The sequence below is a fragment of the Citrobacter telavivensis genome (genome assembly GCF_041807075.1).
Lineage (GTDB): Bacteria > Pseudomonadota > Gammaproteobacteria > Enterobacterales > Enterobacteriaceae > Citrobacter_A > Citrobacter_A telavivensis.
Genome location: NZ_JBGUBF010000002.1, coordinates 296227 through 321098 on the forward strand (window position 1 = coordinate 296227; position 24872 = coordinate 321098).

The 24872-nt window shown below is 55.4% G+C and carries 23 protein-coding genes, 1 other RNA gene and 1 pseudogene; 16 read left to right on the forward strand and 9 right to left on the reverse strand.

Going from position 1 to position 24872, the window contains the following annotated elements:
• Positions 1–43 precede the first annotated feature (43 nt).
• Both ACERJC_RS12535 and ACERJC_RS12540 read right to left on the reverse strand, forming a co-directional pair.
• Positions 44–907 carry a YjjW family glycine radical enzyme activase gene (locus tag ACERJC_RS12535; RefSeq protein WP_373671816.1) on the reverse strand — a complete coding sequence of 288 codons (864 nt, stop codon included), beginning with the start codon at positions 905–907 and terminating at the stop codon, positions 44–46.
• The gene (locus tag ACERJC_RS12540; RefSeq protein ID WP_373671817.1) at positions 882–2429 is read right to left on the reverse strand and encodes a YjjI family glycine radical enzyme; all 1548 of its coding nucleotides are present in this window, start codon (positions 2427–2429) and stop codon (positions 882–884) included. The genes ACERJC_RS12535 and ACERJC_RS12540 overlap by 26 nt, the downstream gene beginning before the upstream one ends.
• Positions 2430–2690: 261 nt before the next feature.
• Here ACERJC_RS12540 and deoC point away from each other — a divergent pair, with 261 nt between their 5' ends.
• From deoC to deoD, 4 genes are all read left to right on the forward strand, one after another.
• Entirely contained in the window at positions 2691–3470 is a 780-nt protein-coding gene (gene deoC, locus ACERJC_RS12545; protein ID WP_371895111.1) for a deoxyribose-phosphate aldolase, read from the forward strand.
• Between the two features lie 122 nt (positions 3471–3592).
• Positions 3593–4915, forward strand: a complete 1323-nt coding sequence (gene deoA / locus ACERJC_RS12550; RefSeq protein ID WP_046487019.1) for a thymidine phosphorylase — start codon at positions 3593–3595, stop codon at positions 4913–4915.
• Positions 4916–4966: 51 nt separating this feature from the next.
• Positions 4967–6190, forward strand: coding sequence for a phosphopentomutase (gene deoB, locus ACERJC_RS12555; protein WP_046487016.1), 1224 nt, complete (start codon positions 4967–4969; stop codon positions 6188–6190).
• A 105-nt stretch (positions 6191–6295) separates the two neighbouring features.
• Positions 6296–7015, forward strand: coding sequence for a purine-nucleoside phosphorylase (gene deoD, locus ACERJC_RS12560; protein WP_061075292.1), 720 nt, complete (start codon positions 6296–6298; stop codon positions 7013–7015).
• A gap of 99 nt (positions 7016–7114) precedes the next feature.
• On the opposite strand, the gene lplA is transcribed toward deoD, so the two are convergent.
• Together lplA and ACERJC_RS12570 are read right to left on the reverse strand one after the other, a co-directional pair.
• Positions 7115–8131, reverse strand: coding sequence for a lipoate--protein ligase (gene lplA, locus ACERJC_RS12565; RefSeq protein ID WP_373671818.1), 1017 nt, complete (start codon positions 8129–8131; stop codon positions 7115–7117).
• A gap of 25 nt (positions 8132–8156) precedes the next feature.
• Positions 8157–8801, reverse strand: a complete 645-nt coding sequence (locus ACERJC_RS12570; RefSeq protein WP_373671819.1) for a YtjB family periplasmic protein — start codon at positions 8799–8801, stop codon at positions 8157–8159.
• A 116-nt stretch (positions 8802–8917) separates the two neighbouring features.
• Here ACERJC_RS12570 and serB point away from each other — a divergent pair, with 116 nt between their 5' ends.
• Genes serB through ACERJC_RS12590 form a run of 4 tightly spaced genes read left to right on the forward strand, consistent with a single transcriptional unit; the run spans position 8918 to position 13456 of the window.
• Entirely contained in the window at positions 8918–9886 is a 969-nt protein-coding gene (gene serB, locus ACERJC_RS12575; protein ID WP_152402102.1) for a phosphoserine phosphatase, read from the forward strand.
• An 11-nt stretch (positions 9887–9897) separates the two neighbouring features.
• Complete coding sequence (gene radA, locus ACERJC_RS12580; protein ID WP_152402104.1) at positions 9898–11280, forward strand: DNA repair protein RadA; 1383 nt, start codon at positions 9898–9900, stop codon at positions 11278–11280.
• Between the two features lie 21 nt (positions 11281–11301).
• On the forward strand, positions 11302–12534 hold the full coding sequence (gene nadR, locus ACERJC_RS12585) for a multifunctional transcriptional regulator/nicotinamide-nucleotide adenylyltransferase/ribosylnicotinamide kinase NadR (protein WP_373671820.1): 1233 nt from the start codon (positions 11302–11304) through the stop codon (positions 12532–12534).
• Positions 12535–12556: 22 nt separating this feature from the next.
• Entirely contained in the window at positions 12557–13456 is a 900-nt protein-coding gene (locus ACERJC_RS12590; RefSeq protein ID WP_373671821.1) for a LysR family transcriptional regulator, read from the forward strand.
• A 7-nt stretch (positions 13457–13463) separates the two neighbouring features.
• Here the strand turns inward: ACERJC_RS12590 and argP are convergent, their stop codons facing one another.
• Complete coding sequence (argP, locus tag ACERJC_RS12595; RefSeq protein WP_061075288.1) at positions 13464–14357, reverse strand: DNA-binding transcriptional regulator ArgP; 894 nt, start codon at positions 14355–14357, stop codon at positions 13464–13466.
• Between the two features lie 160 nt (positions 14358–14517).
• On the opposite strand from argP, the gene rpiA reads away from it, so the two are divergent.
• Positions 14518–15177, forward strand: coding sequence for a ribose-5-phosphate isomerase RpiA (gene rpiA / locus ACERJC_RS12600; protein WP_042322083.1), 660 nt, complete (start codon positions 14518–14520; stop codon positions 15175–15177).
• A gap of 267 nt (positions 15178–15444) precedes the next feature.
• Positions 15445–16677 carry a phosphoglycerate dehydrogenase gene (serA, locus tag ACERJC_RS12605; RefSeq protein ID WP_152402111.1) on the forward strand — a complete coding sequence of 411 codons (1233 nt, stop codon included), beginning with the start codon at positions 15445–15447 and terminating at the stop codon, positions 16675–16677.
• Positions 16678–17051: 374 nt separating this feature from the next.
• Here the strand turns inward: serA and ACERJC_RS12610 are convergent, their stop codons facing one another.
• From ACERJC_RS12610 to zapA, 3 genes are all read right to left on the reverse strand, one after another.
• The gene (locus tag ACERJC_RS12610; protein WP_373671822.1) at positions 17052–17663 is read right to left on the reverse strand and encodes a 5-formyltetrahydrofolate cyclo-ligase; all 612 of its coding nucleotides are present in this window, start codon (positions 17661–17663) and stop codon (positions 17052–17054) included.
• Positions 17664–17683: 20 nt separating this feature from the next.
• A non-coding RNA gene (gene ssrS / locus ACERJC_RS12615) (6S RNA) lies at positions 17684–17867 on the reverse strand.
• Between the two features lie 41 nt (positions 17868–17908).
• Entirely contained in the window at positions 17909–18238 is a 330-nt protein-coding gene (gene zapA / locus ACERJC_RS12620) for a cell division protein ZapA (protein WP_286632283.1), read from the reverse strand.
• A gap of 166 nt (positions 18239–18404) precedes the next feature.
• Between zapA and ygfB the strand changes: the two genes are divergently transcribed.
• The 4 genes from ygfB (at position 18405) to ubiI (ending at position 22797) form a co-directional block, all read left to right on the forward strand.
• Positions 18405–18983, forward strand: coding sequence for a UPF0149 family protein YgfB (gene ygfB / locus ACERJC_RS12625; protein ID WP_152402116.1), 579 nt, complete (start codon positions 18405–18407; stop codon positions 18981–18983).
• A 28-nt stretch (positions 18984–19011) separates the two neighbouring features.
• Complete coding sequence (pepP, locus tag ACERJC_RS12630) at positions 19012–20325, forward strand: Xaa-Pro aminopeptidase (protein WP_373671823.1); 1314 nt, start codon at positions 19012–19014, stop codon at positions 20323–20325.
• Positions 20325–21503 (forward strand): 2-octaprenyl-6-methoxyphenyl hydroxylase, encoded by a 1179-nt coding sequence (ubiH, locus tag ACERJC_RS12635; protein ID WP_152402121.1) that lies wholly within the window; start codon positions 20325–20327, stop codon positions 21501–21503. Before pepP ends, ubiH begins: the two co-directional genes overlap by 1 nt.
• A gap of 91 nt (positions 21504–21594) precedes the next feature.
• Complete coding sequence (gene ubiI, locus ACERJC_RS12640) at positions 21595–22797, forward strand: FAD-dependent 2-octaprenylphenol hydroxylase (RefSeq protein WP_373671824.1); 1203 nt, start codon at positions 21595–21597, stop codon at positions 22795–22797.
• Between the two features lie 73 nt (positions 22798–22870).
• Here ubiI and ACERJC_RS25525 read toward each other — a convergent pair.
• A pseudogene (locus ACERJC_RS25525) lies at positions 22871–22930 on the reverse strand (hypothetical protein); the annotation flags it as partial.
• Positions 22931–23246: 316 nt separating this feature from the next.
• Here ACERJC_RS25525 and gcvT point away from each other — a divergent pair.
• Together gcvT and gcvH are read left to right on the forward strand one after the other, a co-directional pair.
• Positions 23247–24341 carry a glycine cleavage system aminomethyltransferase GcvT gene (gene gcvT / locus ACERJC_RS12645; RefSeq protein WP_178824757.1) on the forward strand — a complete coding sequence of 365 codons (1095 nt, stop codon included), beginning with the start codon at positions 23247–23249 and terminating at the stop codon, positions 24339–24341.
• Positions 24342–24366: 25 nt separating this feature from the next.
• On the forward strand, positions 24367–24756 hold the full coding sequence (gcvH, locus tag ACERJC_RS12650) for a glycine cleavage system protein GcvH (protein WP_152402127.1): 390 nt from the start codon (positions 24367–24369) through the stop codon (positions 24754–24756).
• Positions 24757–24872: the final 116 nt, after the last annotated feature.

Here is a 24872-nt window from a genome sequence, read left to right on the forward strand (position 1 = left end):
AGCTTTTGTAGGCCGGATAAGGCGTCAGCCGCCATCCGGCAGGTCATAAATACAACGCCGGAAAGATCAGATTATCCACGCCGCGTTGCTGTAATGCCGTTGCCAGTTGCTGCACGTCGTTCGGTGTAGCGCTCGCCCATTCACTTGCTTCTCCAAAGACCCCATGCGCATGAAACGCATTTAACCGCACTGGCACATTGCCCAATTGCGAAATAAAGACCGCAAGCGAATCAATGTGCTGCATATAATCCACCTGTCCAGGAATCACCAGCAGACGCAGTTCCGCCAGTTTTCCCCGCTGTGCCAGCAGCGTAATGCTGCGCTTGATCTGCGCGTTATCCCGACCGGTGAGGGCAATGTGGCGTGCGCTATCCCAGGCTTTGAGATCGAGCATCGCGCCATCGCAAACCGGCAGCAATTTCTCCCAGCCGGTTTCGCTCAACAATCCATTGCTGTCGACCAGACAGGTAAGTGACTGTAGCTGCGGATCGGCCTTAATCGCCGTAAATAAATCCACAACGAAAGGCAGTTGCGTCGTGGCTTCGCCGCCGCTGACGGTGATCCCCTCAATGAACAGTGAAGCTTTGCGGATCTGGCGCAGCACGTCGTCAATGCTCATCGTCTGTGCCATCGGCGTCGCCTGTTGCGGGCACATTTGCAAACAGGTGTCACACTGTTCGCAAACCTCAGCCTGCCAGACAACGTTACCGGCATTGAAACTCAGCGCCTGATGCGGACACCGCGGGACGCACTCACCGCAGTCATTGCAGCGTCCCATCGTCCACGGGTTGTGGCAATTCTTACAGCGCAGATTACACCCTTGCAGAAACAGGGCCAGACGACTGCCCGGCCCGTCCACACAGGAGAAAGGAATAACCTTACTAACGAAAGCGCATCTGCTGTTCATGACTCACGACACGAGGTTGGCGTTCCAGAATATGCGTATTACGCGCGGCCTCTTCACCCAGCCAGGTGGTATTGGTCCGCGAGCCTTCGGCGCGGTATTTTTCCAGATCGGACAGGCGCACCATATACCCCGTGACGCGGACCAGATCGTTGCCGCTAACGTTGGCGGTAAACTCTCGCATTCCCGCTTTGAACGCGCCCAGACAGAGTTGTACCAGCGCCTGTGGGTTGCGCTTGATGGTTTCATCGAGCGTCAGAATGTCGCTGATACCGGACTGATAATAGGCATGATGCGGCGCGACGGTCTGTAGGTGGGTGATCGGATCCGGTTCATCACCATAGGGTAAACGCGCGCCTGGGGTGGTACCGATATCCGAACTGATCCCCGACTGAGCGTGCAGCATGGCGCGCTGCTGCCAGCCGTATTTCACCGGCGTGTTTTCAACAAAATCAGCAAGCTGGGCGCTGATGCGATAGCCCAGATCGTTCGCCGTCTCATCTTTGCCGTAGCGCGCGTTCATGCCCGCTTTTTCGCACAGCAGATTAACCGCCTCTGCCAGACCATACATACCGAACATCGGTACAAAACGTTGTGGATCGATAAGTCCTTCCTGCACCAGGAAGCTATTCTCAAAGAAATGTGATTTTTCATAAAGGAACTCACATCGCGCATCGATGATGGCGATTTGCTGCTGGCAATAGTACGGCAGCGTGCGGTTAAAGAAGTCATAGACAGAGGTACTGCGCTCGGCAATGGCTTTCAGATTGAGACGAACCAGCGTGCTGCCGCCGCCGGCAAGGGGCAGAGAGTTGTAACAGCTGACGATGCCATAGTGGCCATTTGTGAAAATTTTATCATTTATCGGCCCGTTGGAAATATGTGGCTTGCTGCATTCACAAATGTTTTTCGCCACTTCCAGCAGGAGATCATCGGGTGTTATCTCCGGGTCGTAGATGAACGTCAGGTTAGGCGCAACCTGCTTTAACTCTGCGTCGGCGCGTAAAATGGCTCGAGTGATGGGGGTATCGGCGGGGCCAATATTCGCATGCATGAATGCGTCAGGCAGCGTTCTGTCGAGATAACGCCAGAAACGTTTTATTCGAATATCGATCGCTTCTTGTGTTAGAATTCTAACATACGGTTGCAGCAGCGTATCCAGTTGCCCCAGGTAAACCGGCATCGATGTCACGGAAGGCACGTGGTGATACAGAATGGTCAGCAGGGACAGCGCATCGTCCAGATCTTTCGCCCCTTCCAGTTCCAGCCAGGCTGAACCGTTGGCCAGAAAACGGGCGTAATCGGGAAGTACATAGCGCGGTTTATACGGCGCGTGACCTTCGAACATATCGCAGATAACCCCGTCGTCCAGCGCCTGACGGGCCCCGGCGGGCAGTGCGGGATAAGGCAGGTTGTTCTCTGCTTCCAGCGCGAGAAAATGGTGTTTCTGTTCTGGACTGAGGTGTGAACTGGTGACGATTTGCTGACAACGTTGTTGCAGCGCGGTTTCATGGGGCGTGGGCATCGTGATTCCTTTATCGGGCGAAGATCATCATGTCATTGTAGAAAGATGTGCTGTCAGCACTTTGATCCTGATGCGCCTGAGTGGAGAAGAAAGCGACAGAAAAGGGAGATTATTTGAAGTTGATCTCATTACAGTAATGCAAATTTGTACGTAGTTTTCATTAACTGTGATGTATATCGAAGTGTAATAGCGAGTGGATGTTAGAATACTAACAGACTCGCAAGGTGAAAATTTTATACGGCGACGCCGTTGGAGAATGTTATGAGCGATTTAACTGCAAGCAGCCTGCGCGCACTGAAACTGATGGACCTGACCACCCTGAATGACGACGACACCAATGAAAAAGTGATCGCGCTGTGTCATCAGGCGAAAACCCCGGTCGGCAACACTGCAGCAGTCTGCATCTATCCGCGTTTTATCCCGATTGCACGTAAAACGCTGAAAGAGCAGGGCACCCCGGATATCCGTATTGCAACCGTTACCAACTTCCCGCATGGCAACGACGACATTGAGATCGCGCTGGCGGAAACCCGTGCGGCGATTGCCTACGGGGCGGACGAAGTGGACGTGGTATTCCCGTACCGCGCGCTGATCGCCGGTAACGAACAGGTCGGTTTCGATCTGGTGAAAGCCTGTAAAGACGCCTGTGCGGCGGCAAACGTACTGCTTAAAGTGATCATCGAAACCGGTGAGCTGAAAGAAGAGCGACTTATTCGTAAAGCATCAGAAATTGCGATTAAAGCCGGTGCGGATTTCATCAAAACCTCTACCGGTAAAGTGCCAGTGAACGCCACGCCGGAAAGTGCACGCATCATGATGGAAGTGATCCGCGATATGGGCGTATCCAAAACCGTGGGTTTCAAACCGGCAGGCGGCGTGCGTAGTGCAGAAGACGCTCAGCAGTTCCTCGCTATTGCTGACGAACTGTTTGGCGCTGACTGGGCGGATTCCCGTCACTACCGTTTTGGCGCATCCAGTCTGCTGGCAAGCCTGTTGAAAGCGCTGGGTCACGGCGACGGTAAAAGCGCAAGCAGCTACTAAGGTGCTAAGTGTTTGATGGCGCTTCGCTTATCAGGCCTACGACATATCACCGTAGGCCGTATAAGGCGTTAGCCGCCATCCGGCAAAACCGCCTGCAAACTCTTTTCCCCATGGAGGTTCCCTTGTTTCTCGCACAAGAAATTATTCGTAAAAAACGTGATGGTCATGCGCTGAGCGATGAAGAAATTCGTTTCTTTATCAACGGTATTCGTGACAACACAGTCTCTGAGGGGCAGATTGCCGCCCTGGCGATGACCATTTTCTTCCACGATATGACTATGCCAGAACGCGTTTCGCTGACCATGGCAATGCGGGATTCAGGAACTGTCCTGGACTGGAAGAGCCTGAATCTGAACGGACCGATCGTGGATAAACACTCCACCGGCGGCGTGGGCGATGTGACGTCGCTGATGCTTGGCCCAATGGTAGCAGCCTGCGGCGGCTACATTCCGATGATCTCGGGCCGCGGGCTGGGTCATACCGGCGGTACGCTCGATAAACTGGAAGCGATCCCGGGCTTTGATATCTTCCCGGACGACAACCGCTTCCGCGAAATCATTAAGGACGTGGGTGTGGCGATCATCGGGCAAACCAGCTCGCTCGCACCGGCGGACAAACGTTTTTATGCCACCCGCGATATCACCGCGACGGTGGATTCTATTCCGCTTATCACCGGCTCCATTCTGGCGAAAAAACTGGCGGAAGGGCTGGATGCGCTGGTCATGGACGTAAAAGTCGGCAGCGGCGCGTTTATGCCGACCTATGAACTCTCTGAAGCGCTGGCGGAAGCGATCGTTGGTGTGGCCAACGGCGCGGGCGTGCGCACAACCGCACTGCTAACCGACATGAACCAGGTACTGGCATCCAGTGCGGGTAACGCCGTGGAAGTGCGCGAAGCGGTGCAGTTCCTGACCGGCGAATACCGCAATCCACGCCTGTTCGATGTGACGATGGCGCTGTGTGTTGAAATGCTGATTTCCGGCAACCTGGCGAAAGACGATGCCGACGCGCGGGCGAAACTGCAGGCGGTGCTGGATAACGGTAAAGCGGCTGATGTCTTTGGACGTATGGTTGCCGCCCAGAAAGGCCCGACCGACTTCGTTGAGAACTACGCGAAATACCTGCCGACGGCAATGCTCAGTAAAGCGGTTTATGCTGATAGTGAAGGGTTCGTCAGTGCGATGGATACCCGTGCACTGGGCATGGCGGTAGTGTCGATGGGCGGCGGTCGTCGCCAGGCTTCGGATACCATTGATTACAGCGTCGGCTTTACCGATATGGCCCGTCTGGGCGACAGCGTTGACGGACAGCGTCCGCTGGCGGTGATCCACGCGAAAGATGAAGCCAGCTGGCAGGAGGCGGCGAAAGCCGTCAAAGCGGCAATAATCCTTGACGATAAAGCGCCGGAAAGCACACCAACGGTCTATCGTCGCATTACCGAATAGCGATATACTGATCTGATCGCTTTTTTGCAGCGCAGATGAATGGAGAACAAGATGAAACGTGCATTTATTATGGTGCTGGACTCCTTTGGTATTGGTGCGACGGAAGACGCGGATCGCTTTGGCGACGTCGGTTCCGACACCATGGGGCACATCGCTGAAGCCTGTGCCAAAGGCGAGGCTGACAAAGGTCGTAAAGGCCCACTGAATCTGCCAAACCTTACCCGCCTGGGTCTGGTAAAAGCGCATGAAGGGTCTACCGGCAAAATCGCAGCCGGTATGGACGCTAACGCGGAAGTGATTGGCGCATACGCCTGGGCGCATGAGCTCTCTTCCGGTAAAGATACGCCGTCTGGCCACTGGGAAATTGCCGGTGTGCCGGTGCTGTTCGACTGGGGTTATTTCAGCGATCACGAAAACAGCTTCCCGCAGGAACTGCTGGATAAGCTGGTCAAACGTGCGAACCTGCCGGGCTATCTCGGTAACTGCCACTCTTCCGGTACGGTGATTCTGGACCAGTTGGGCGAAGAGCACATGAAAACCGGCAAACCGATTTTCTATACCTCCGCTGACTCCGTGTTCCAGATTGCCTGTCACGAAGAGACCTTTGGCCTGGATAAACTTTACGAGCTGTGTGAAATCGCCCGTGAAGAGCTGACCGAAGGTGGCTATAACATCGGTCGCGTTATCGCGCGTCCGTTTATCGGCGACAAAGCAGGTAACTTCCAGCGTACCGGTAACCGTCACGATCTGGCCGTTGAACCGCCTGCGCCGACCGTGTTGCAGAAACTGGTCGAAGAGAAAGACGGCCACGTGGTTTCCGTCGGTAAAATCGCGGACATCTACGCCAACTGCGGCATCACTAAAAAAGTGAAAGCCACGGGGCTGGACGCGCTGTTTGACGCCACCGTCAAAGAGATGAAAGAAGCCGGTGACAAGACGATTGTCTTCACCAACTTCGTGGACTTCGACTCCTCCTGGGGCCACCGCCGCGATATCGCCGGTTATGCCGCCGGTCTGGAGTTGTTCGACCGCCGTCTGCCGGAACTGATGGAGCTGGTGGGTGAAGATGACATTCTGATCCTGACCGCCGATCACGGCTGCGACCCGAGCTGGACCGGTACTGACCATACCCGTGAACACATTCCGGTGCTGGTGTACGGCCCGAAAGTGAAACCGGGCTCGTTAGGTCACCGTGAAACCTTTGCGGATATCGGTCAGACGCTGGCGAAATACTTTGGTACGTCCGACATGGAATATGGCAAAGCCATGTTCTAAGGTCATTGCCGGGTGGCGGCTGCGCCTGACCCGGCCTACAAAACCGTAGGCCCGGTAAGCGAAGCGCCGCCGGGTAAAGAAACTCAAATTAAAAGGGAACTGAAGATGGCTACCCCACATATTAATGCAGAAATGGGCGATTTCGCAGATGTTGTTTTGATGCCGGGCGACCCGCTGCGCGCAAAGCACATTGCGGAAACTTTCCTTGAAGATGTGCGCGAAGTAAACAATGTTCGCGGCATGTTAGGTTTCACCGGGACGTACAAAGGTCGTAAGATTTCCGTGATGGGTCACGGTATGGGTATCCCGTCCTGCTCCATCTACACCAAAGAACTGATCACCGATTTCGGCGTGAAGAAAATCATTCGCGTAGGATCCTGTGGTGCCGTGCGTGCCGATGTGAAACTGCGTGACGTGGTGATTGGTATGGGGGCCTGCACCGATTCCAAAGTGAACCGTATTCGTTTCAAAGACCATGATTTTGCCGCGATTGCTGATTTCGGCATGGTGCGTGACGCGGTTGAAGCGGCGAAAGCACTGGGTGTGGACGCGCGCGTCGGCAACCTGTTCTCTGCGGATCTGTTCTACTCTCCAGACGGCGAAATGTTCGACGTCATGGAAAAGTACGGCATCCTGGGCGTGGAAATGGAAGCGGCGGGTATCTACGGCGTGGCGGCAGAATTCGGTGCGAAAGCGCTGACTATCTGCACCGTGTCTGACCACATCCGTACTCACGAGCAGACCACGGCGGCTGAGCGTCAAACCACGTTCAACGACATGATCAAAATCGCGCTGGAATCCGTTCTGCTGGGCGATAAAGCGTAATTTTCGTTCAGGACAGTGTAGGCCCGGTAAGCGTAGCGCCACCGGGCAAAAAAGCCGGGTGGCGGCTTCGCCTTACCCGGCCTACAAACCGCATTGATATTATCGAACCGCTTTCATAATCCACGCCGACAATTCCCGCAGCTCTTTTTCCTGTTCCGGGAAATCGGCCAGCAGCGCCTCGCACTCCTGTTGCAACCTATCCGCACGATACAAACAGCCCTGCAAACGTCCCGCCAGCGCCTCTAACGGTGCCGGATTGAGACTGTCGGTAAAGACCTGGGCTCGGGTGATGTGTCCTTTCTCAACGTCAAAGTGCAGTTCAACGCCTCCCCAGGCAAAACGTTCATCCAGCAGATGTGAAAAGGCCGGTGCCTGACCGAAGTTCCATTCCCAACTGCTCTGGCGGGCAAAGGTTTCGGCGAAGTTCGGCAGATCTGGCGTGTTGTCCGGAGAAATAATCTCAGGCGTAACGCGCTCACCGTAATACGTGAAAAAGGCCTCGGTCACCGCTGCGCAAACCTGTTCATGCGTGATCCCCGGCAGCAGTTCGGTGAGATTCGCGACTCGCGAACGAACGGAGGTAATCCCTTTGGCCGCCAGTTTCTTTTTATCCGGATTCAGGTAATTTGCCAGACGGCTGAGATCCGCATTCAGCAACAGCGTACCGTGATGAAAACCACGATCTTTGGTTTCGCGATAGGCAGAGCCGGAAACCTTACGGTCGCCATCCGCCGTTTTCACCACCAGATCGTTACGCCCGGAGGCTTCTGCCGCAACGCCCAGCGCGTTAAGCGCGTTCAGGACAATTGCCGTTGAAATGGTCTTGTCGTATTCCGGCTTCCCGGCCATAAAGGTGAAACAGGTATTGCCGAGATCGTGGAACACCGCGCCACCGCCGCTGCTGCGACGCGCCAGACGCACGTTGTCCTCTTCCATCCGCCGGGTATTACACTCTTTCCACGGGTTTTGCGCCCGACCAATGACGACCGTATCGGCATTGCGCCACAAAAACAGCACGCGCTGCGTGGCGGGCATTTGACGGAAAATACACTCTTCAACCGCCAGGTTAAACCAGGGGTCATAAGAGTCAGAAATAAGCAGGCGAAGTGTCGACATGTCAGTTTTCCTTTCCTGTAATGAGTTACTCTTTTTTCTCGCTCTCTTCCTCTTCCGGCACCGACTTGTTGGCGGTTAGCAGGAAAGGCGATTGCTGCCAGCGGGTACGTTTACCTTGCAGCAGGGTGCGGGTTAGCACCACGCCGATGGCCAGTGAAAGCAGCAGCATCAGGCGTAGAATGTTGGTGGTGTTATCGACCTGTTTTGCTTCGGTGGCTAAGGTATGGGTATCCAGCGTCAGGCGCAGATAGCCCAGCGGACCATTTTTTCCCTGAATGGGTTCGACAATCTGCTGGTTGAAGTAGCCGCCTGCTTTTTTACCGTCCAGCGCCAGACGGTCGCGCACATTTACGCTTTCGCCTGCCCGGGCGATCATATCGCCTTGATTATCATAAACCCCGGCATCGAGAATACGGCTTTCCTTCGTCAACTGCTGCAAAAGGGTCTTGATGCGTTTTTCGTCGGGCGTTTCGGTTCGCATCAGCGGCGCGATGTTCAGGGTCACCTGATGTGCCAGCGTGCGGGCCAGCTCTTCAAGCTGCGGATTTCGCTGTCGCTGGTGATTTTGGCTGAACCAGGACGCGCCCTGCATGAGCGCAACAAGCAGTGCGAGACAGAACAATACAATCACTGCACGATGAAGTCGGAATTTTAGTTTTGCGCGAGCCATATTCCACCTGTTGAAAATTTGAGGCTTAATGTTGCCAGAAGCGATGGTTACAAGGTAGCCTCATGCGTTATTTTCCCCAGAACCTTTCCGGCCCGAATGATTTTACAGGAGCTTTAATGCCTAACATTACCTGGTGCGATTTGCCTGAAGATGTCTCTTTATGGCCAGGTTTGCCCCTTTCTTTGAGTGGTGACGAGGTGATGCCACTGGATTACCACGCTGGACGTAGCGGCTGGCTGCTGTACGGACGCGGGCTGGATAAACAACGTCTGACCCAGTACCAGAGTAAACTGGGGGCGGCGATGGTGATTGTCGCGGCGTGGTGCGTCGAGGACTATCAGGTCATTCGCCTGGCCGGGTCGCTCACGCCTCGCGCCACGAAACTGGCGCATGATGCGCAACTGGACGTTGCGCCGCTGGGGAAAATCCCGCATTTGCGCACCCCAGGCCTGCTGGTGATGGACATGGATTCGACCGCGATTCAGATTGAGTGTATTGATGAGATAGCCAAACTGGCCGGTACCGGCGAAAGGGTAGCGGAAGTGACCGAACGCGCGATGCGCGGCGAACTCGACTTCACCGCCAGCCTGCGTAGCCGCGTGGCGACGCTTAAAGGCGCGGATGCCAACATTCTGCATCAGGTGCGTGAAAATCTGCCGCTGATGCCGGGGCTGACACAGCTGGTGCTGAAGCTGGAAACGTTGGGCTGGAAGGTGGCGATCGCCTCCGGCGGCTTTACCTTCTTTGCTGAGTATCTGCGTGAGAAACTGCGACTGACGGCGGCGGTGGCGAACGAACTGGAGATCATGGACGGTAAATTCACCGGCAACGTGACTGGCGACATCGTCGACGCGCAGTATAAGGCCAAAACGCTGACCCGACTGGCGCAGGAGTATGAAATCCCGATCGCGCAGACGGTGGCGATTGGCGATGGCGCTAACGATCTGCCAATGATCAAAACGGCGGGTCTGGGGATCGCGTACCATGCCAAGCCGAAAGTGAATGAAAAGACGGAGATTACTATCCGTCACGCCGATCTGATGGGGGTGTTCTGCATTCTCTCCGGCAGCATGAACCAGAAATAACGAGGTAAAACGTGGCAAAAGCTCCAAAACGTGCCTTTGTGTGTAATGAATGCGGGGCGGATTATCCGCGCTGGCAGGGGCAATGTAGCGCTTGTCATGCCTGGAACACCATCACAGAGGTGCGCCTGGCCGCGTCGCCGACGGTGGCGCGTAATGAGCGACTCAGTGGTTATGCCGGGAGCGCGGGCGTCGCAAAAGTCCAGAAGCTTTCCGACATCAGCCTGGAAGAGCTGCCGCGTTTTTCCACCGGCTTTAAAGAATTCGACCGTGTGCTGGGCGGCGGCGTCGTCCCAGGCAGCGCGATTCTGATCGGCGGTAACCCCGGTGCGGGTAAATCCACGCTGTTATTGCAGACGCTGTGTAAGCTCGCGGAGCAGATGAAAACCCTGTACGTCACCGGGGAAGAGTCGCTACAGCAGGTGGCAATGCGTGCGCACCGTCTTGGTCTGCCGACCAGCAATCTCAACATGCTTTCGGAAACCAGCATTGAGCAGATTTGCCTGATTGCGGAAGAAGAGCAGCCAAAGCTGATGGTGATCGACTCCATTCAGGTGATGCACATGGCGGATATCCAGTCATCGCCCGGCAGCGTGGCGCAGGTGCGTGAAACGGCAGCCTACCTGACACGCTTTGCCAAAACGCGCGGCGTGGCGATTGTCATGGTGGGTCACGTCACTAAAGACGGCTCGCTGGCTGGGCCAAAAGTCCTTGAGCACTGCATCGACTGCTCGGTATTGCTGGATGGCGATGCCGACTCTCGTTTTCGCACTCTGCGTAGCCACAAAAACCGTTTTGGCGCGGTGAATGAGTTAGGCGTCTTCGCGATGACCGAGCAGGGCCTGCGCGAAGTGAGTAACCCTTCGGCGATCTTCCTGAGCCGTGGCGATGAGGTCACCTCCGGCAGTTCGGTGATGGTGGTCTGGGAAGGGACGCGGCCATTGCTGGTGGAGATTCAGGCGCTGGTCGATCATTCCATGATGGCGAACCCGCGGCGGGTAGCAGTGGGTCTGGAGCAGAACCGTCTGGCGATTCTGCTGGCGGTGCTGCACCGTCATGGCGGTCTGCAAATGGCGGATCAGGATGTGTTCGTTAACGTGGTCGGCGGCGTCAAAGTCACAGAAACCAGTGCGGATCTGGCGCTGCTGCTGGCGATGGTCTCCAGTCTGCGCGACAGACCGTTACCCCAGGATCTGGTGGTGTTTGGCGAAGTGGGGCTGGCAGGAGAGATTCGCCCGGTGCCCAGCGGTCAGGAGCGTATTTCGGAAGCGGCAAAACACGGTTTTCGTCGCGCGATTGTGCCGGCGGCCAACGTGCCGAAAAAACCGCCAGAAGGGATGCAGGTTTTCGGCGTCAAGAAGCTGACGGATGCGTTAAACGTATTTGACGACTTATAATGAGTGAAACGGAGGTTACCCATGTCGTCATTTGAATATCTGAAAACCGCGATTAAGCAAAAGGGCTGTACCCTGCAACAAGTGGCGGATGCCAGTGGAATGACCAAGGGCTATCTCAGCCAGCTCCTCAATGCCAAGATCAAAAGTCCCAGCGCGCAAAAGCTGGAGGCGCTACATCGTTTCCTTGGGCTGGAGTTTCCCCGCCAGCAGAAAAATATCGGCGTGGTGTTTGGCAAATTTTATCCGCTGCACACCGGTCATATTTATTTGATTCAGCGCGCCTGTAGCCAGGTGGACGAACTGCATATCATCATGGGCTATGACGATACCCGTGACCGCGCGCTGTTTGAAGACAGCGCGATGTCTCAACAGCCTACCGTTTCCGATCGCCTGCGCTGGCTGTTACAAACGTTCAAGTATCAGAAAAATATCCGCATTCATGCCTTCAACGAAGAGGGAATGGAGCCGTATCCGCACGGCTGGGACGTCTGGAGCAAAGGCACTAAGGCGTTCATGGCAGAGAAGGGGATCGCGCCGAACTGGATCTATACCTCAGAGGAAGCCGATGCGCCACAGTACCTGGAACATCTGGGCATCGAAACGGTGCTCGTCGATCCCAAACGTACCTTTATGAGCATCAGCGGCGCGCAAATCCGTGAAAACCCGTTCCGCTACTGGGAATACATTCCTACCGAAGTGAAGCCGTTCTTCGTACGTACGGTGGCGGTGCTGGGCGGAGAGTCGAGCGGGAAGTCGACGCTGGTCAACAAGCTCGCGAATATCTTCAATACCACCAGTGCGTGGGAATATGGCCGCGACTATGTCTTCTCGCACCTCGGTGGTGATGAGATGGCGCTGCAATATTCTGACTACGATAAAATCGCGCTGGGTCACGCACAATATATTGATTTTGCAGTGAAGTATGCCAATAAAGTGGCGTTTATCGACACCGACTTCGTGACCACGCAGGCTTTCTGCAAAAAGTACGAAGGGCGGGAGCATCCATTTGTACAGGCATTGATCGATGAATATCGCTTTGACCTGGTGATTCTGCTGGAAAATAACACGCCATGGGTGGCGGACGGTTTACGCAGCCTCGGCAGTTCCGTGGATCGTAAAGAATTTCAGACGCTGCTGGTGGAGATGTTGCGCGAAAATAATATCGACTTCGTGCATGTTGAAGAGGCGGATTACGATGGCCGTTTCCTGCGCTGCGTTGAACTGGTCAAAGAGATGATGGGCGAGCAGGGGTGACCCACGCCGCAGGGTGAACGCGATGTTTAAGCACTTGCAGGATATGGCGCTGTTTGCCCTGGTCGCCGAACACGGCAGCTTTACCGTTGCCGCGAAGAAGGCAGGGCTGCCGAAGTCGAGCGTCAGCCAGCGCATCAGTCAGCTTGAGCAGCACGTCGGCATTCGGCTGATCAACCGCACCACTCGCAAACTGAACCTGACCTACGCCGGTGAACACTATCTGGTGCACTGCCGGGAAATTCTCGCTGCCAGCGAACGCGCAGAATATGCGGTTCAGCGACTGCGCGACAACCCCAGCGGACGATTGCGCATCACCTCGCCAGCAGGCATTGGCGCGACGCTGTTAGCGCGCCTGAACACGCAGTTCCAGCAGCGCTACCCCGATGTTTATCTGGATGTCAGTATTTCCGATGAGATGCTGGATTTGGTGGACAGCGGTTTTGACGTCGCGTTGCGCACCGGTAAGCCGCAGGATTCCTCGCTGATTGGACGTATGATTGGCCATTGTCCGCGCTATCTGCTGGCCTCGCCCGATTACCTGTCACGTTTTGCGCCGCTGAGCCACCCCCGTCAACTGGTTGAACACCATTGCATTGCACACAAGGCCTGGTCTGAATGGTTATTCCATCGGGACGATGAAGATTACCAGCACCTGCCTGACCGTGTGCATCTGACGGATAATCTGGTGTATGCCCGCGAAAGCGCCATCGCAGGGGCAGGGATCACGCTGTTGCCGGCATTCATGCTGGAAGATAAAATCGAAAAGGGCGACCTGATACCGGTGTTGCCGGAATGGACGGTGGCGGGAAACGATCTGTGGCTGGTTTATCCCAGCCGTAAGCTGAACTCTCCTGCGCTCATGAGCTACATCGAATTTGCCATGCAGTTCGATGAGCTCAGACACTTCTACAGCGCAGAGTAAGAGCGGCTCAGTCCTGGCGTAGCACCTTGTGACCGTAGGCCAGTAGCGCGTCGGTGACGTTGCGCATCATACGGCTTTCTGGCGCAAACCGATGCCAGTAGAGCATCCGGCGCTGGAACAGGCCCGGCGTGAGATCGATAAGCTCACCGCTTTGCAGTTCTTTTTCAATCTGCAGGTGCGGGATCATACAGCAGGTGGTGCCCTGACGCGCCAGTTGCACAAAGGCTTCAGAAGAGTTGACGATGTGACACGGGACGCTGCCCGGCGGCAGATCGAAGTTCTGCTGCAGGAAGGCCTGGTGCATGTCGTCCAGATGGTCAAACGCCACCGCAGGCGCTTTCAGCAGCGCGGAACGGGTGACGCCGTTCGGGAAGTAGCGTTCCGCGAACGCTTTGGAGCCAACAAACAGATAGTCGAGCGCGCCGAGTTTATCCACCAGACAGCTGGGCAGCGCCTGATGCTGAATACTCACCGCCCCAACCACTTCACCGCGACGCAGGCGTTCCTGGGTGCGGGTTTCATCTTCCACCTGCAAGTTGAGGCGAATAGGGGAGTCGGCCAGTACCGGCGCCAGGGCCGGCAGCAGCCAGGTTGCCAGACTGTCGGCGTTGACCGCCAGCGACAGCAGCAGCGGCGTGGAGCCGGTTTGCTCATCGCCCAGCCATTCATCTTCCAACAACTCCACCTGACGAAGCAGCGCCAGCAGCTTTTGTCCTTGCTCCGTCGGACGCGGCGGAACGGTACGGACCAGCAGCGGTTGTCCGAACATATTCTCAAGCTGCTTGATGCGTTGCGAAACGGCAGATTGGGTGATGCACAGCTTCTGCGCCGCGCGTTCAAACCCGCGTTCTCGTATGACGGCATCCAGTGCTTGTAGTGTTCTGTAGTCCGGACGTTTCATTGCTCTGACACACTCCTGAAATTTTTTGTTTGTCCTGCACTATGACATAAATTTGCATTGGGTAAAGACGAAATCCGTAGCCTGGGAGCGGGTCGGGAAGATTTTTCCGCGCAATGGTCTATAATGCGCGTGAATTTTTCTCCACAAAGGCGAGACGATCATGACGCAGGATGAACTGAAAAAAGCAGTTGGATGGGCGGCACTTCAGTATGTACAGCCCGGAACCATTGTAGGAGTAGGTACCGGTTCAACAGCCGCGCACTTTATTGACGCGCTGGGCACCATGAAAGGCCAGATTGAAGGTGCCGTTTCCAGTTCGGATGCTTCAACCGAAAAACTCAAAAGCCTCGGCATCCCTGTGTTTGATCTCAACGAAGTGGACAGCCTTGGCGTCTACGTTGACGGTGCGGACGAGATTAACGGTCACATGCAGATGATTAAAGGCGGCGGCGCGGCGCTGACCCGTGAAAAGATCATTGCCTCCGTGGCGAAGAAATTTATCTGTATCGCTGATGCTTCCAAAGAAGTCGATATCCTGGGTAACTTCCCGCTGCCGGTTGAGGTGATCCCAATGGCGCGTAGCGCAGTGGCTCGCCAGTTGGTTAAGCTGGGGGGGCGTCCGGAATACCGTCAGGGCGTGGTCACTGACAACGGCAACGTGATCCTCGATGTGCACGGAATGGAGATCCTCGATCCGGTGGCGATGGAAAATGCCATTAACGCCATTCCTGGCGTGGTTACCGTCGGTCTGTTTGCCAACCGTGGCGCGGATGTGGCGTTAATCGGGACCGCTGACGGCGTCAAAACCATCGTGAAATGATCTTACCGGGGGAGCGCTTCCCCGGTTAAAATTTTTTTGTGGGGCAAATTTGGTGACATGTATCACGTTTTGAATCTTGCCCTGCTGATTTCTCCAAAGAAAAACTTATCCCCAGCATTTTCCTCTACCATTTGCCCCTGAATGAACGCTCCTCAACAGTACGACGCAAACGTTCATATTGCCGCAATCCTTATTTTTGATATGTTGAAAGGCGGATGCAAATCCACACACACAACATCAGATTGCATAAAAAGACAGGGTCGGGAAATGGCAAAGGTATCGCTGGAGAAAGACAAGATTAAGTTTCTGCTGGTTGAAGGCGTGCATCAAAAGGCGCTGGATAGCCTTCGGGCGGCAGGTTATACCAACATCGAATTTCACAAAGGGGCGCTGGATGCTGAACAGCTGAAAGAGTCCATCCGTGATGCCCACTTCATTGGCCTGCGATCCCGTACCCATCTGACAGAAGAGGTGATCAGCGCGGCGGAAAAACTGGTCGCCGTCGGCTGTTTCTGCATCGGCACCAACCAGGTTGATCTGGCGGCGGCGGCAAAACGCGGTATTCCGGTGTTTAACGCGCCGTTTTCCAACACCCGTTCCGTGGCGGAACTGGTGATTGGCGAACTGCTGCTGCTGCTGCGCGGCGTACCGGAAGCAAACGCCAAAGCACACCGTGGCGTGTGGAATAAACTGGCCGCCGGTTCGTTTGAAGCGCGCGGTAAAAGACTGGGCATTATTGGTTACGGCCACATCGGGACTCAGTTAGGTATTCTGGCGGAATCGCTGGGGATGCACGTTTACTTCTACGATATTGAGAACAAACTGCCGCTGGGTAATGCTACCCAGGTTCAGCATCTTTCCGAACTGCTTAACATGAGCGACGTGGTCAGTCTGCACGTGCCGGAAAATGCCTCAACGAAGAACATGATGGGCGCGAAAGAGATTGCCCTGATGAAGCCAGGCTCGCTGTTGATCAACGCCGCACGTGGCACGGTGGTGGATATTCCCGCACTGTGTGATGCTCTGGCAACCAAACATCTGGCTGGGGCGGCAATCGATGTATTCCCGACTGAACCGGCAACGAACAGCGATCCGTTTACCTCACCGCTGTGCGACTTTGATAACGTGATTCTGACGCCGCATATTGGGGGATCCACCCAGGAAGCACAGGAGAACATCGGTCTGGAAGTCGCGGGTAAGCTGGCGAAGTATTCCGATAACGGCTCTACGCTTTCTGCGGTTAACTTCCCGGAAGTGTCGCTGCCGCTGCACGGCGGGCGTCGTCTGATGCACATCCACGAAAACCGTCCCGGCGTGCTGACGTCTCTGAACCAGATTTTTGCTGAGCAGGGCGTCAATATCGCCGCGCAGTATCTGCAAACGTCGGCACAAATGGGCTATGTCGTTATTGATATTGAAGCGGATGAAGATGTCGCCGAGAAAGCGCTGTTGGCGATGAAGGCTATTCCGGGCACCATTCGCGCGCGTCTGTTGTACTAATATCTCACCTGTGCGGGCAGGCGTGGAGTCTGCCCGTCATTTCTTCCTTTCTTCCTTCGTTTTCCCTTCATCCCCTTCGGTAACGCATACATCCTGTTTTCGAGCCTTGCCGCAATTGATGATTAAAGGCTTCACTGCGCGTTGTACATCAACAAAAGGAAATTACGATAGAGGCGCAGCACAACGCTGAAACGGGAAAGCCCCTGGGGAAGCAGGGGCTCTTAGAAGGAAAGGGACGATGATGAGTCATGTCATCATGCTGCTTATCCTGTTAATCATCGCCTGGCCAGCATATTAACAGCGAAAACGCAGGAGGGAGGTTCGCCTCCCTCACCCTTACCGAGGAATCTAGGTCAAAAAAACGGCGGTGTCAATCAACAAAGAAGCGCCTGGCACTCCCATACTTTTGATGGTGTCACAACGGCCGGTAAGGGAACATCCCACTCTTCTACCGGCAGTTTCTCCACGCGCTGACAGTCGTGGGCGTACCCTACGGGTATCAACCCATACTGTTGCCAGTTTTGTAAGGTGCGATCGTAGAATCCGCCGCCCATCCCCAAACGCTGGCCCTGTTCATCAAACGCGACTAAAGGCGTGACCAGCACGTCCAGTTGCGAAAGCGGCAGGACATCACGAACGTTCAGTTTAGGCTCCTGAATCTTCAGCCGATTGGTGACCAGCTCACTGTGTGGGTGATAGTGCAGAAATAGCAAATTACCGGGGCTGAACGGATGCAGAACCGGAAGATAGACCCGCTTTCCCGCCCGCCAGAGTTGTTCAATCAGCGGCTGGGTATCAAGTTCGCCATCAAATGACAGAAACACAGCGACCGTCTGTGCCATCACGACGGGCGGATACGCAAGCATGCGTGTCGCGGCCTGTTGACCGAAGGCGATTTGTTGCGAAAGCGTGAGTGCACGACGACGTTGCCTGATCATCTGGCGAAGGGTTTGTCGTGATAAAGGGAGTTCAGAAAGTAATGTCATGGCTGTCGCCAGGTAGAAGGAGAATCTCCGAGATGCCGCCGCAGGCTGTAACCCTTGAACCCTTGGTTCAAGGTGAATGCGTCGTCACAGTCTTAAGGCTTCTCGGGCGGACCGAGCATGCTCACCAACCATGGATCGCCACATTCTTGTGGTATGAAATATCGGCTCAGGGGACTGGCCCGCTTGCAAACATCTCAGAGAAATTTTGTCTTCACGGTCACTCTACCATAGTAAACCGAAAAGTGTTATTCAAAGTTTTGGCTCGTTTTTTCGGTTATGCGACCCTGATCAAGCAGTGCCTCTTCAATGGTCTGTTGTAGCATCCGAATACGTTGTTCCATGCTCGCCGCGTAGTCACGGGTCTTCGCTTTTTCCTGAGTCAGTTCGTAGCTAATATTCAGTGCAGCAATGAATACCAGTTGCTCAGTATTTGTGACTCTAGTGCGAACTTTCAGATCTTGCAACCGCTGATTCAGATCGTCCGCTGCCTGATTCAACGCATCCCTTTGTTCAGGCGGGCAATTCACTCGCAGTGAACGGCCAAAAATTTGGATATCGACGGGTTGTGCAGACATGCCACCTTCCTGCTGATTGACTGTGCTGCCTTCGTCTCCAGACCCTGGGTCCGCGAAGGGGCGACACTATAGCTACCCTGATGTGAAGATACAAGCCCTATTCTGGTTCACCAGGGTCCAAAGTGGTAGCATACCATGAATATCCTCCCTTTGATGACGAATGCTTATGTCTATACAGAACGAAATGCCTGGTTACAGTGAAATGAACCAGTATTTGAACCAACAAGGGGCCGGACTGACCCCGGCGGAAATGCATGGTTTGATCAGCGGGATGATTTGCGGTGGCAATAACGACAGCTCCTGGCAGCCGCTGCTTCACGACCTGACGAATGAAGGGCTGGCCTTCGGTCATGAACTGGCTCAGGCGCTGCGTAAAATGCACTCCGCGACCAGCGACGCGCTGGAAGATGACGGTTTCCTTTTTCAGCTTTATCTGCCTGAAGGCGATGACGTGAGCGTCTTTGATCGCGCCGATGCACTGGCGGGATGGGTCAATCACTTCCTGCTTGGTCTTGGCGTCACGCAGCCTAAGCTCGATAAAGTGACCGGCGAGACGGGTGAAGCCATCGACGATTTGCGCAACATCGCGCAGCTCGGCTATGACGAAGATGAAGATCAGGAAGAGCTGGAGATGTCGCTCGAAGAGATCATCGAGTATGTGCGTGTCGCCGCGCTGCTGTGCCACGACACCTTTACCCGTCAATCGCCGACCGCACCGGAAGTGCGTAAACCGACCCTACACTAAAAAGTAAAACGATAATGGAGGCCACGTCATGACACCGCAGGAATACCAACGTCGTCGCCAGGCACTGCTTGCGCAAATGCAGCCAGGCAGCGCCGCGCTGATTTTTGCCGCGCCGGAAGTTACGCGCAGCGCGGACAGTGAATACCCGTATCGCCAGAGCAGCGATTTCTGGTATTTCACCGGTTTTAACGAACCGGAAGCCGTTCTGGTACTGATTAAAAGCGACGATACCCATAACCACAGCGTGTTGTTCAATCGCGTTCGCGATCTGACTGCGGAAATCTGGTTTGGTCGTCGTCTGGGACAAGATGCCGCGCCGGAAAAACTGGCGGTGGATCGTGCGCTGGCCTTTAGCGAAATCAATCAACAGCTTTTTCAGTTGCTTAACGGTCTGGACGTGGTCTACCACGCGCAGGGCGAATATGCGTATGCGGATGAGGTCGTCTTCACCGCGCTGGAAAAACTGCGCAAAGGTTCGCGCCAGAACCTGAAATCGCCGTCAACCATGATTGACTGGCGGCCGATAGTGCATGAAATGCGCCTGTTTAAGTCGCCTGAAGAGATTGCGGTGATGCGTCGCGCTGGAGAAATTACGGCACTGGCGCATACCCGGGCGATGGAAAAATGCCGTCCGGGGATGTTTGAGTATCAACTGGAAGGCGAAATTCATCACGAGTTTACACGCCACGGCGCGCGCTATCCGTCCTACAACACCATTGTGGGCAGCGGTGAAAACGGCTGCATTCTGCATTACACCGAAAACGAAAGTGAACTGCGCGACGGCGCCCTGGTGTTGATTGATGCTGGCTGTGAATACAAAGGGTATGCGGGCGATATCACGCGAACCTTCCCGGTGAATGGCAAATTTACCCCGGCGCAGCGTGAGATCTACGACATCGTGCTGGAATCGCTGGAAACCAGCCTGCGTCTGTACCGTCCTGGTACTTCGATTCAGGAGGTCACCGGTGAAGTCGTGCGCATTATGATTACCGGGCTGGTGAAGCTGGGTATTTTGAAAGGCGAAGTGGATCAACTGATCGCCGATAACGCGCATCGACCGTTTTTCATGCACGGTCTGAGCCATTGGCTCGGGCTGGATGTTCACGATGTCGGTGAATATGAGCAGGATCGTTCCCGCATTCTGAAACCGGGAATGGTGATCACCGTTGAGCCGGGACTGTACATCGCCCCCGATGCTGATGTACCAGAAGCTTATCGTGGGATCGGGATCCGCATTGAGGATGACATCCTGATTACGGAAAACGGTAACGAAAATCTGACCGCTGGCGTCGTCAAAAAGGCGGATGAGATTGAAGCGTTAATGGCGGCGGCGAGAGCGTAATGAGCGTGATCATTGTTGGCGGTGGCATGGTGGGCGCGACGCTGGCGCTGGCCATTTCCCGGTTAAGTCAGGGAACACTGCCGGTTCATCTGATTGAAGCGACCGCCCCTGAAGCAGACAGTCATCCTGGGTTTGATGCCCGGGCGATTGCGCTTGCGGCGGGAACCTGCCAACAACTGGCGCGAATCGGTGTCTGGCAGGCGATTGCCGATTGTGCCACCGCGATCCATACGGTTCACGTCAGCGATCGAGGCCATGCCGGATTTGTGACGCTCAACGCTGATGATTATCGCATTCCGGCGCTGGGGCAGGTGGTTGAACTGCACGACGTGGGGCTGCGCTTGTTTTCCCTGCTGCGAAAAGCGCCAGGCGTCACGCTGCACTGCCCGGACCGGGTTGCCAGCGTGTCGCGCACCCAGGAACAGGTGAATGTCACGCTGGAAACGGGCGAAACGATCGTCGGACGCGTTCTGGTGGCGGCAGATGGGACGCGTTCTGCGTTGGCAACCGCCTGCGGCGTTGACTGGCAGCAGGAACCTTATGAGCAGCTGGCGGTGATCGCTAACGTCTCAACTGCGGTTGCCCATAACGGCCGCGCGTTTGAACGGTTTACGGCGCATGGCCCCCTGGCGATGCTGCCGATGTCTGAAGGGCGCTGTTCGCTGGTGTGGTGCCATCCGCTGGAACAGCGTGAGGAAATTCTGAGTTGGTCAGATGAACGCTTCTGCCGTGAACTTCAGACGGCTTTCGGCTGGCGGTTGGGGAAAATCACCCACGCGGGCAAACGCAGCGCGTATCCGCTTTCTCTCACTACGGCGGCGAAGGCGTTTACGCACCGCACCGTGCTGGTGGGCAACGCCGCGCAGACGCTGCACCCGATTGCGGGGCAGGGGTTTAACCTTGGACTGCGTGATGTTATGAGCCTCGCCGAAACGCTCACAACAGCTCAGGCGATAGGCAGGGACGTCGGCGACTACGCCGTGCTCGCGCACTATCAACATCGTCGTCAGGGGGATCGCCAGGCCACGGTCGGCGTGACGGACAGTCTGGTTCATCTGTTTGCCAACCGCTGGGCGCCGCTGGTTGTCGGGCGCAACGTGGGTCTGATGACCATGGAATTATGCCCTCCCGCCCGCGATGCGTTTGCGCAGCGGACGTTAGGTTGGGTGGCGCGGTAAACATCACCTCCAGACCGGACAGGCGAAGCGCGATCCGGCATTTTTACGTATATGACGCCCGATGGCGGTTTCCGATTTTCAGGAGTAAACAGTGCAAAGTGTTGATGTAGCAATCGTGGGCGGAGGCATGGTTGGCCTGGCTGTCGCGTGTGGACTGCAGGGCAGCGGTTTACGTGTCGCTGTGCTTGAACAGCGCGAACCGCAACCGCTGGCGGCAGATGCCGCTCCCGCGCTTCGCGTGTCGGCGATCAATGCCGCCAGTGAAAAACTGCTTACCCGACTGGGCGTCTGGTCAGACATTGTGGCTCGTCGCGCCAGTTGCTATCACGGGATGGAAGTGTGGGACAAAGACAGCTTTGGTCGTATCAAATTTGATGACCAAAGCATGGGCTACAGCCATCTGGGCCATATCGTGGAAAACGCGGTTATCCATTACGCGCTGTGGCAAAAAGCGCAGCAATCCTCCGATATCACGCTGGTGGCGCCTGCCGAATTACAGCAGGTGGCGTGGGGCGAAAACGACGCCTTCCTGACGCTGAAAGATGGCGCCATGCTCACGGCGCGTCTGGTGATTGGCGCCGATGGGGCAAACTCGTGGCTACGCAATAAAGCGGACATTCCATTGACCTTCTGGGATTATCGCCATCATGCGCTGGTCGCGACCATTCGTACCGAAGAAGCCCATGGTGCCGTTGCCCGTCAGGCGTTTCATGGCGAAGGCATTCTGGCGTTCCTGCCGCTTAGCGATCCGCATTTGTGCTCCATCGTCTGGTCGCTTGCGCCGCAAGAGGCTGAACGGATGCAGCAGGCAAGCGATGAGCAGTTTAATCAGGCGCTGAATATCGCGTTTGATAATCGTCTGGGGCTGTGCAGCGTGGAGAGCGAACGCCAGGTGTTTCCGCTGACGGGACGCTATGCGCGTCAGTTCGCCGCACATCGTCTGGCGCTGGTCGGCGACGCCGCGCATACCATCCATCCACTGGCCGGGCAGGGCGTGAACCTCGGGTTTATGGATGCAGCAGAACTGGTGGATGAACTCAAACGTCTGCATCGTCAGGGTAAAGACATTGGGCAGTACCTCTATTTGCGTCGTTATGAGCGCAGCCGTAAGCACAGCGCGGCGATGATGCTGGCGGGCATGCAGGGGTTCCGCGAGCTGTTTGCGGGGACACATCCGGCAAAAAAACTGCTGCGTGATATGGGGCTGAAACTGGCTGATACCCTTCCGGGTGTTAAACCGCAACTTCTCCGTCAGGCAATGGGACTCAACGATCTGCCTGAGTGGCTTCGCTAAGTATTCACCTCTTTTAAAGAATTTGAAACCCGTCACATTTCCTCCTCCCGGCGACTTCGCCGGGGGGCATCTCTCATTTGAAATAAACTAATTTCACTGTTCTTTTCGCATTATATTTTCTAATGTCGCGATTTTTTCATAACGCCAGTTTTGACATTTTTTTAGCGTTTAATGTGGTTATGTTCGCCTGTGAAGCGCGAATTGTAGTTATTTATCTGCGTAGCTTGCTTTTGTTGTGGTTTTTTATACTGACGGCGTTTCGGTGAGTTTTGGCCATAAGCTAATGTGATGGTTAATTTTGTTTTATGGTTTAGCGTGGGTTTCGGTGGTAAGTTCAGGGGCAAAGAGAACGTTTGCGTCGGGGCCCTGCAGTGGCGTCGATGCCGGGTTTCGTGGCGATAATTTCGCCGCGAAAGGGTGGTCAGCCCCGCTTATTCAATGAGGACAAGATGGCTCAACAGACTCCTTTGTACGAACAACACACGCTATGCGGTGCTCGCATGGTCGATTTTCACGGCTGGATGATGCCACTGCATTATGGTTCTCAGCTTGATGAGCACCATGCGGTCCGCACTAATGCCGGGATGTTTGATGTGTCGCACATGACCATCGTCGATCTGCGCGGCAGTCGCACCCGGGAGTTTTTGCGTTATCTGCTGGCGAACGACGTGGCAAAGCTAACGAAAACCGGCAAAGCCCTTTATTCCGGTATGCTCAACGCCTCGGGCGGCGTAATAGATGACCTGATTGTCTATTACTTTACCGAAGACTTCTTCCGCCTCGTTGTAAACTCCGCCACCCGCGAAAAAGACCTTTCCTGGATTACCCAACACGCTGAACCTTATGCCATCGACATTACCGTGCGTGATGACCTGTCGCTGATTGCCGTGCAGGGACCAAACGCGCAGGCGAAGGCGGCATCCCTGTTTACTGACGAGCAGCGCAAAGCCGTCGAAGGCATGAAACCGTTCTTCGGCGTGCAAACGGGTGACCTGTTTATCGCCACGACCGGTTACACCGGTGAGGCGGGCTATGAAATTGCGATGCCGAATGAAAAGGCGGCGGATTTCTGGCGTGCGCTGGTGGAAGCGGGCGTGAAGCCATGTGGCCTGGGCGCGCGCGATACGCTGCGCCTGGAAGCGGGTATGAACCTGTATGGTCAGGAGATGGACGAGGGAATCACGCCGCTGGCGGCCAATATGGGCTGGACCATCGCCTGGGAACCGACTGACCGCGACTTTATCGGTCGTGAAGCGCTGGAAGTTCAGCGTGAAAAAGGCCACGAACAACTGGTTGGTCTGGTGATGACCGAGAAAGGCGTTCTGCGTAACGAACTGCCGGTACGCTTCACTGATGCCCAGGGCAATCAACTGGAAGGCGTTATCACCAGTGGTACCTTCTCACCGACGCTGGGCTACAGTATTGCGCTGGCGCGGGTGCCGGCGGGCATTGGCGAAACGGCAATTGTGCAGATTCGCAACCGCGAAATGCCGGTAAAAGTGACTAAACCTGTTTTTGTGCGTAACGGCAAAGCCGTCGCGTGATTCATCCTTTTCTGGAGATTGATTGATGAGCAACGTACCAGCAGAACTGAAATACAGCAAAGAACACGAATGGCTGCGCAAAGAAGCTGACGGCTCTTACACCGTTGGTATCACCGAACACGCTCAGGAGCTGTTGGGCGACATGGTTTTTGTTGACCTGCCGGACGTTGGCGCGACCGTTAGCGCGGGCGACGACTGCGCGGTGGCTGAGTCGGTCAAAGCCGCTTCTGACATCTATGCGCCGATCAGCGGTGAGATCGTGGCCGTCAACGACGCGCTGAGCGACTCCCCGGAACTGGTGAACAGCGAGCCGTATGCCGGTGGCTGGATCTTCAAAATCAAAGCCAGCGATGAGAGCGAACTGGACTCGCTGCTGGATGCGACAGCATACGAAGCTCTGCTCGAAGACGAATAAATACGCGTCATCCTTCACGCTGCAGGTGTGTTGGCTTCCTCGCTCACCCCAGTCACTTACTGGTGTAAGCTCCTGGGGATTTGCTGCGTCGCCGCCTTCCTGCAACGCGAATGATT

Excerpts from the sequence above, each read along its gene's own strand:
- ACERJC_RS12535 (WP_373671816.1), bottom strand. The coding sequence starts at position 907 with ATGAACAGCAGATGCGCTTTCGTTAGTAAGGTTATTCCTTTCTCCTGT.
- ACERJC_RS12540 (WP_373671817.1), bottom strand. The coding sequence starts at position 2,429 with ATGCCCACGCCCCATGAAACCGCGCTGCAACAACGTTGTCAGCAAATC.
- deoC (WP_371895111.1), top strand. The coding sequence starts at position 2,691 with ATGAGCGATTTAACTGCAAGCAGCCTGCGCGCACTGAAACTGATGGAC.
- deoB (WP_046487016.1), top strand. The coding sequence starts at position 4,967 with ATGAAACGTGCATTTATTATGGTGCTGGACTCCTTTGGTATTGGTGCG.
- deoD (WP_061075292.1), top strand. The coding sequence starts at position 6,296 with ATGGCTACCCCACATATTAATGCAGAAATGGGCGATTTCGCAGATGTT.
- lplA (WP_373671818.1), bottom strand. The coding sequence starts at position 8,131 with ATGTCGACACTTCGCCTGCTTATTTCTGACTCTTATGACCCCTGGTTT.
- ACERJC_RS12570 (WP_373671819.1), bottom strand. The coding sequence starts at position 8,801 with ATGGCTCGCGCAAAACTAAAATTCCGACTTCATCGTGCAGTGATTGTA.
- serB (WP_152402102.1), top strand. The coding sequence starts at position 8,918 with ATGCCTAACATTACCTGGTGCGATTTGCCTGAAGATGTCTCTTTATGG.
- nadR (WP_373671820.1), top strand. The coding sequence starts at position 11,302 with ATGTCGTCATTTGAATATCTGAAAACCGCGATTAAGCAAAAGGGCTGT.
- ACERJC_RS12590 (WP_373671821.1), top strand. The coding sequence starts at position 12,557 with ATGTTTAAGCACTTGCAGGATATGGCGCTGTTTGCCCTGGTCGCCGAA.
- argP (WP_061075288.1), bottom strand. The coding sequence starts at position 14,357 with ATGAAACGTCCGGACTACAGAACACTACAAGCACTGGATGCCGTCATA.
- rpiA (WP_042322083.1), top strand. The coding sequence starts at position 14,518 with ATGACGCAGGATGAACTGAAAAAAGCAGTTGGATGGGCGGCACTTCAG.
- serA (WP_152402111.1), top strand. The coding sequence starts at position 15,445 with ATGGCAAAGGTATCGCTGGAGAAAGACAAGATTAAGTTTCTGCTGGTT.
- ACERJC_RS12610 (WP_373671822.1), bottom strand. The coding sequence starts at position 17,663 with ATGACATTACTTTCTGAACTCCCTTTATCACGACAAACCCTTCGCCAG.
- zapA (WP_286632283.1), bottom strand. The coding sequence starts at position 18,238 with ATGTCTGCACAACCCGTCGATATCCAAATTTTTGGCCGTTCACTGCGA.
- ygfB (WP_152402116.1), top strand. The coding sequence starts at position 18,405 with ATGTCTATACAGAACGAAATGCCTGGTTACAGTGAAATGAACCAGTAT.
- pepP (WP_373671823.1), top strand. The coding sequence starts at position 19,012 with ATGACACCGCAGGAATACCAACGTCGTCGCCAGGCACTGCTTGCGCAA.
- ubiH (WP_152402121.1), top strand. The coding sequence starts at position 20,325 with ATGAGCGTGATCATTGTTGGCGGTGGCATGGTGGGCGCGACGCTGGCG.
- gcvT (WP_178824757.1), top strand. The coding sequence starts at position 23,247 with ATGGCTCAACAGACTCCTTTGTACGAACAACACACGCTATGCGGTGCT.
- gcvH (WP_152402127.1), top strand. The coding sequence starts at position 24,367 with ATGAGCAACGTACCAGCAGAACTGAAATACAGCAAAGAACACGAATGG.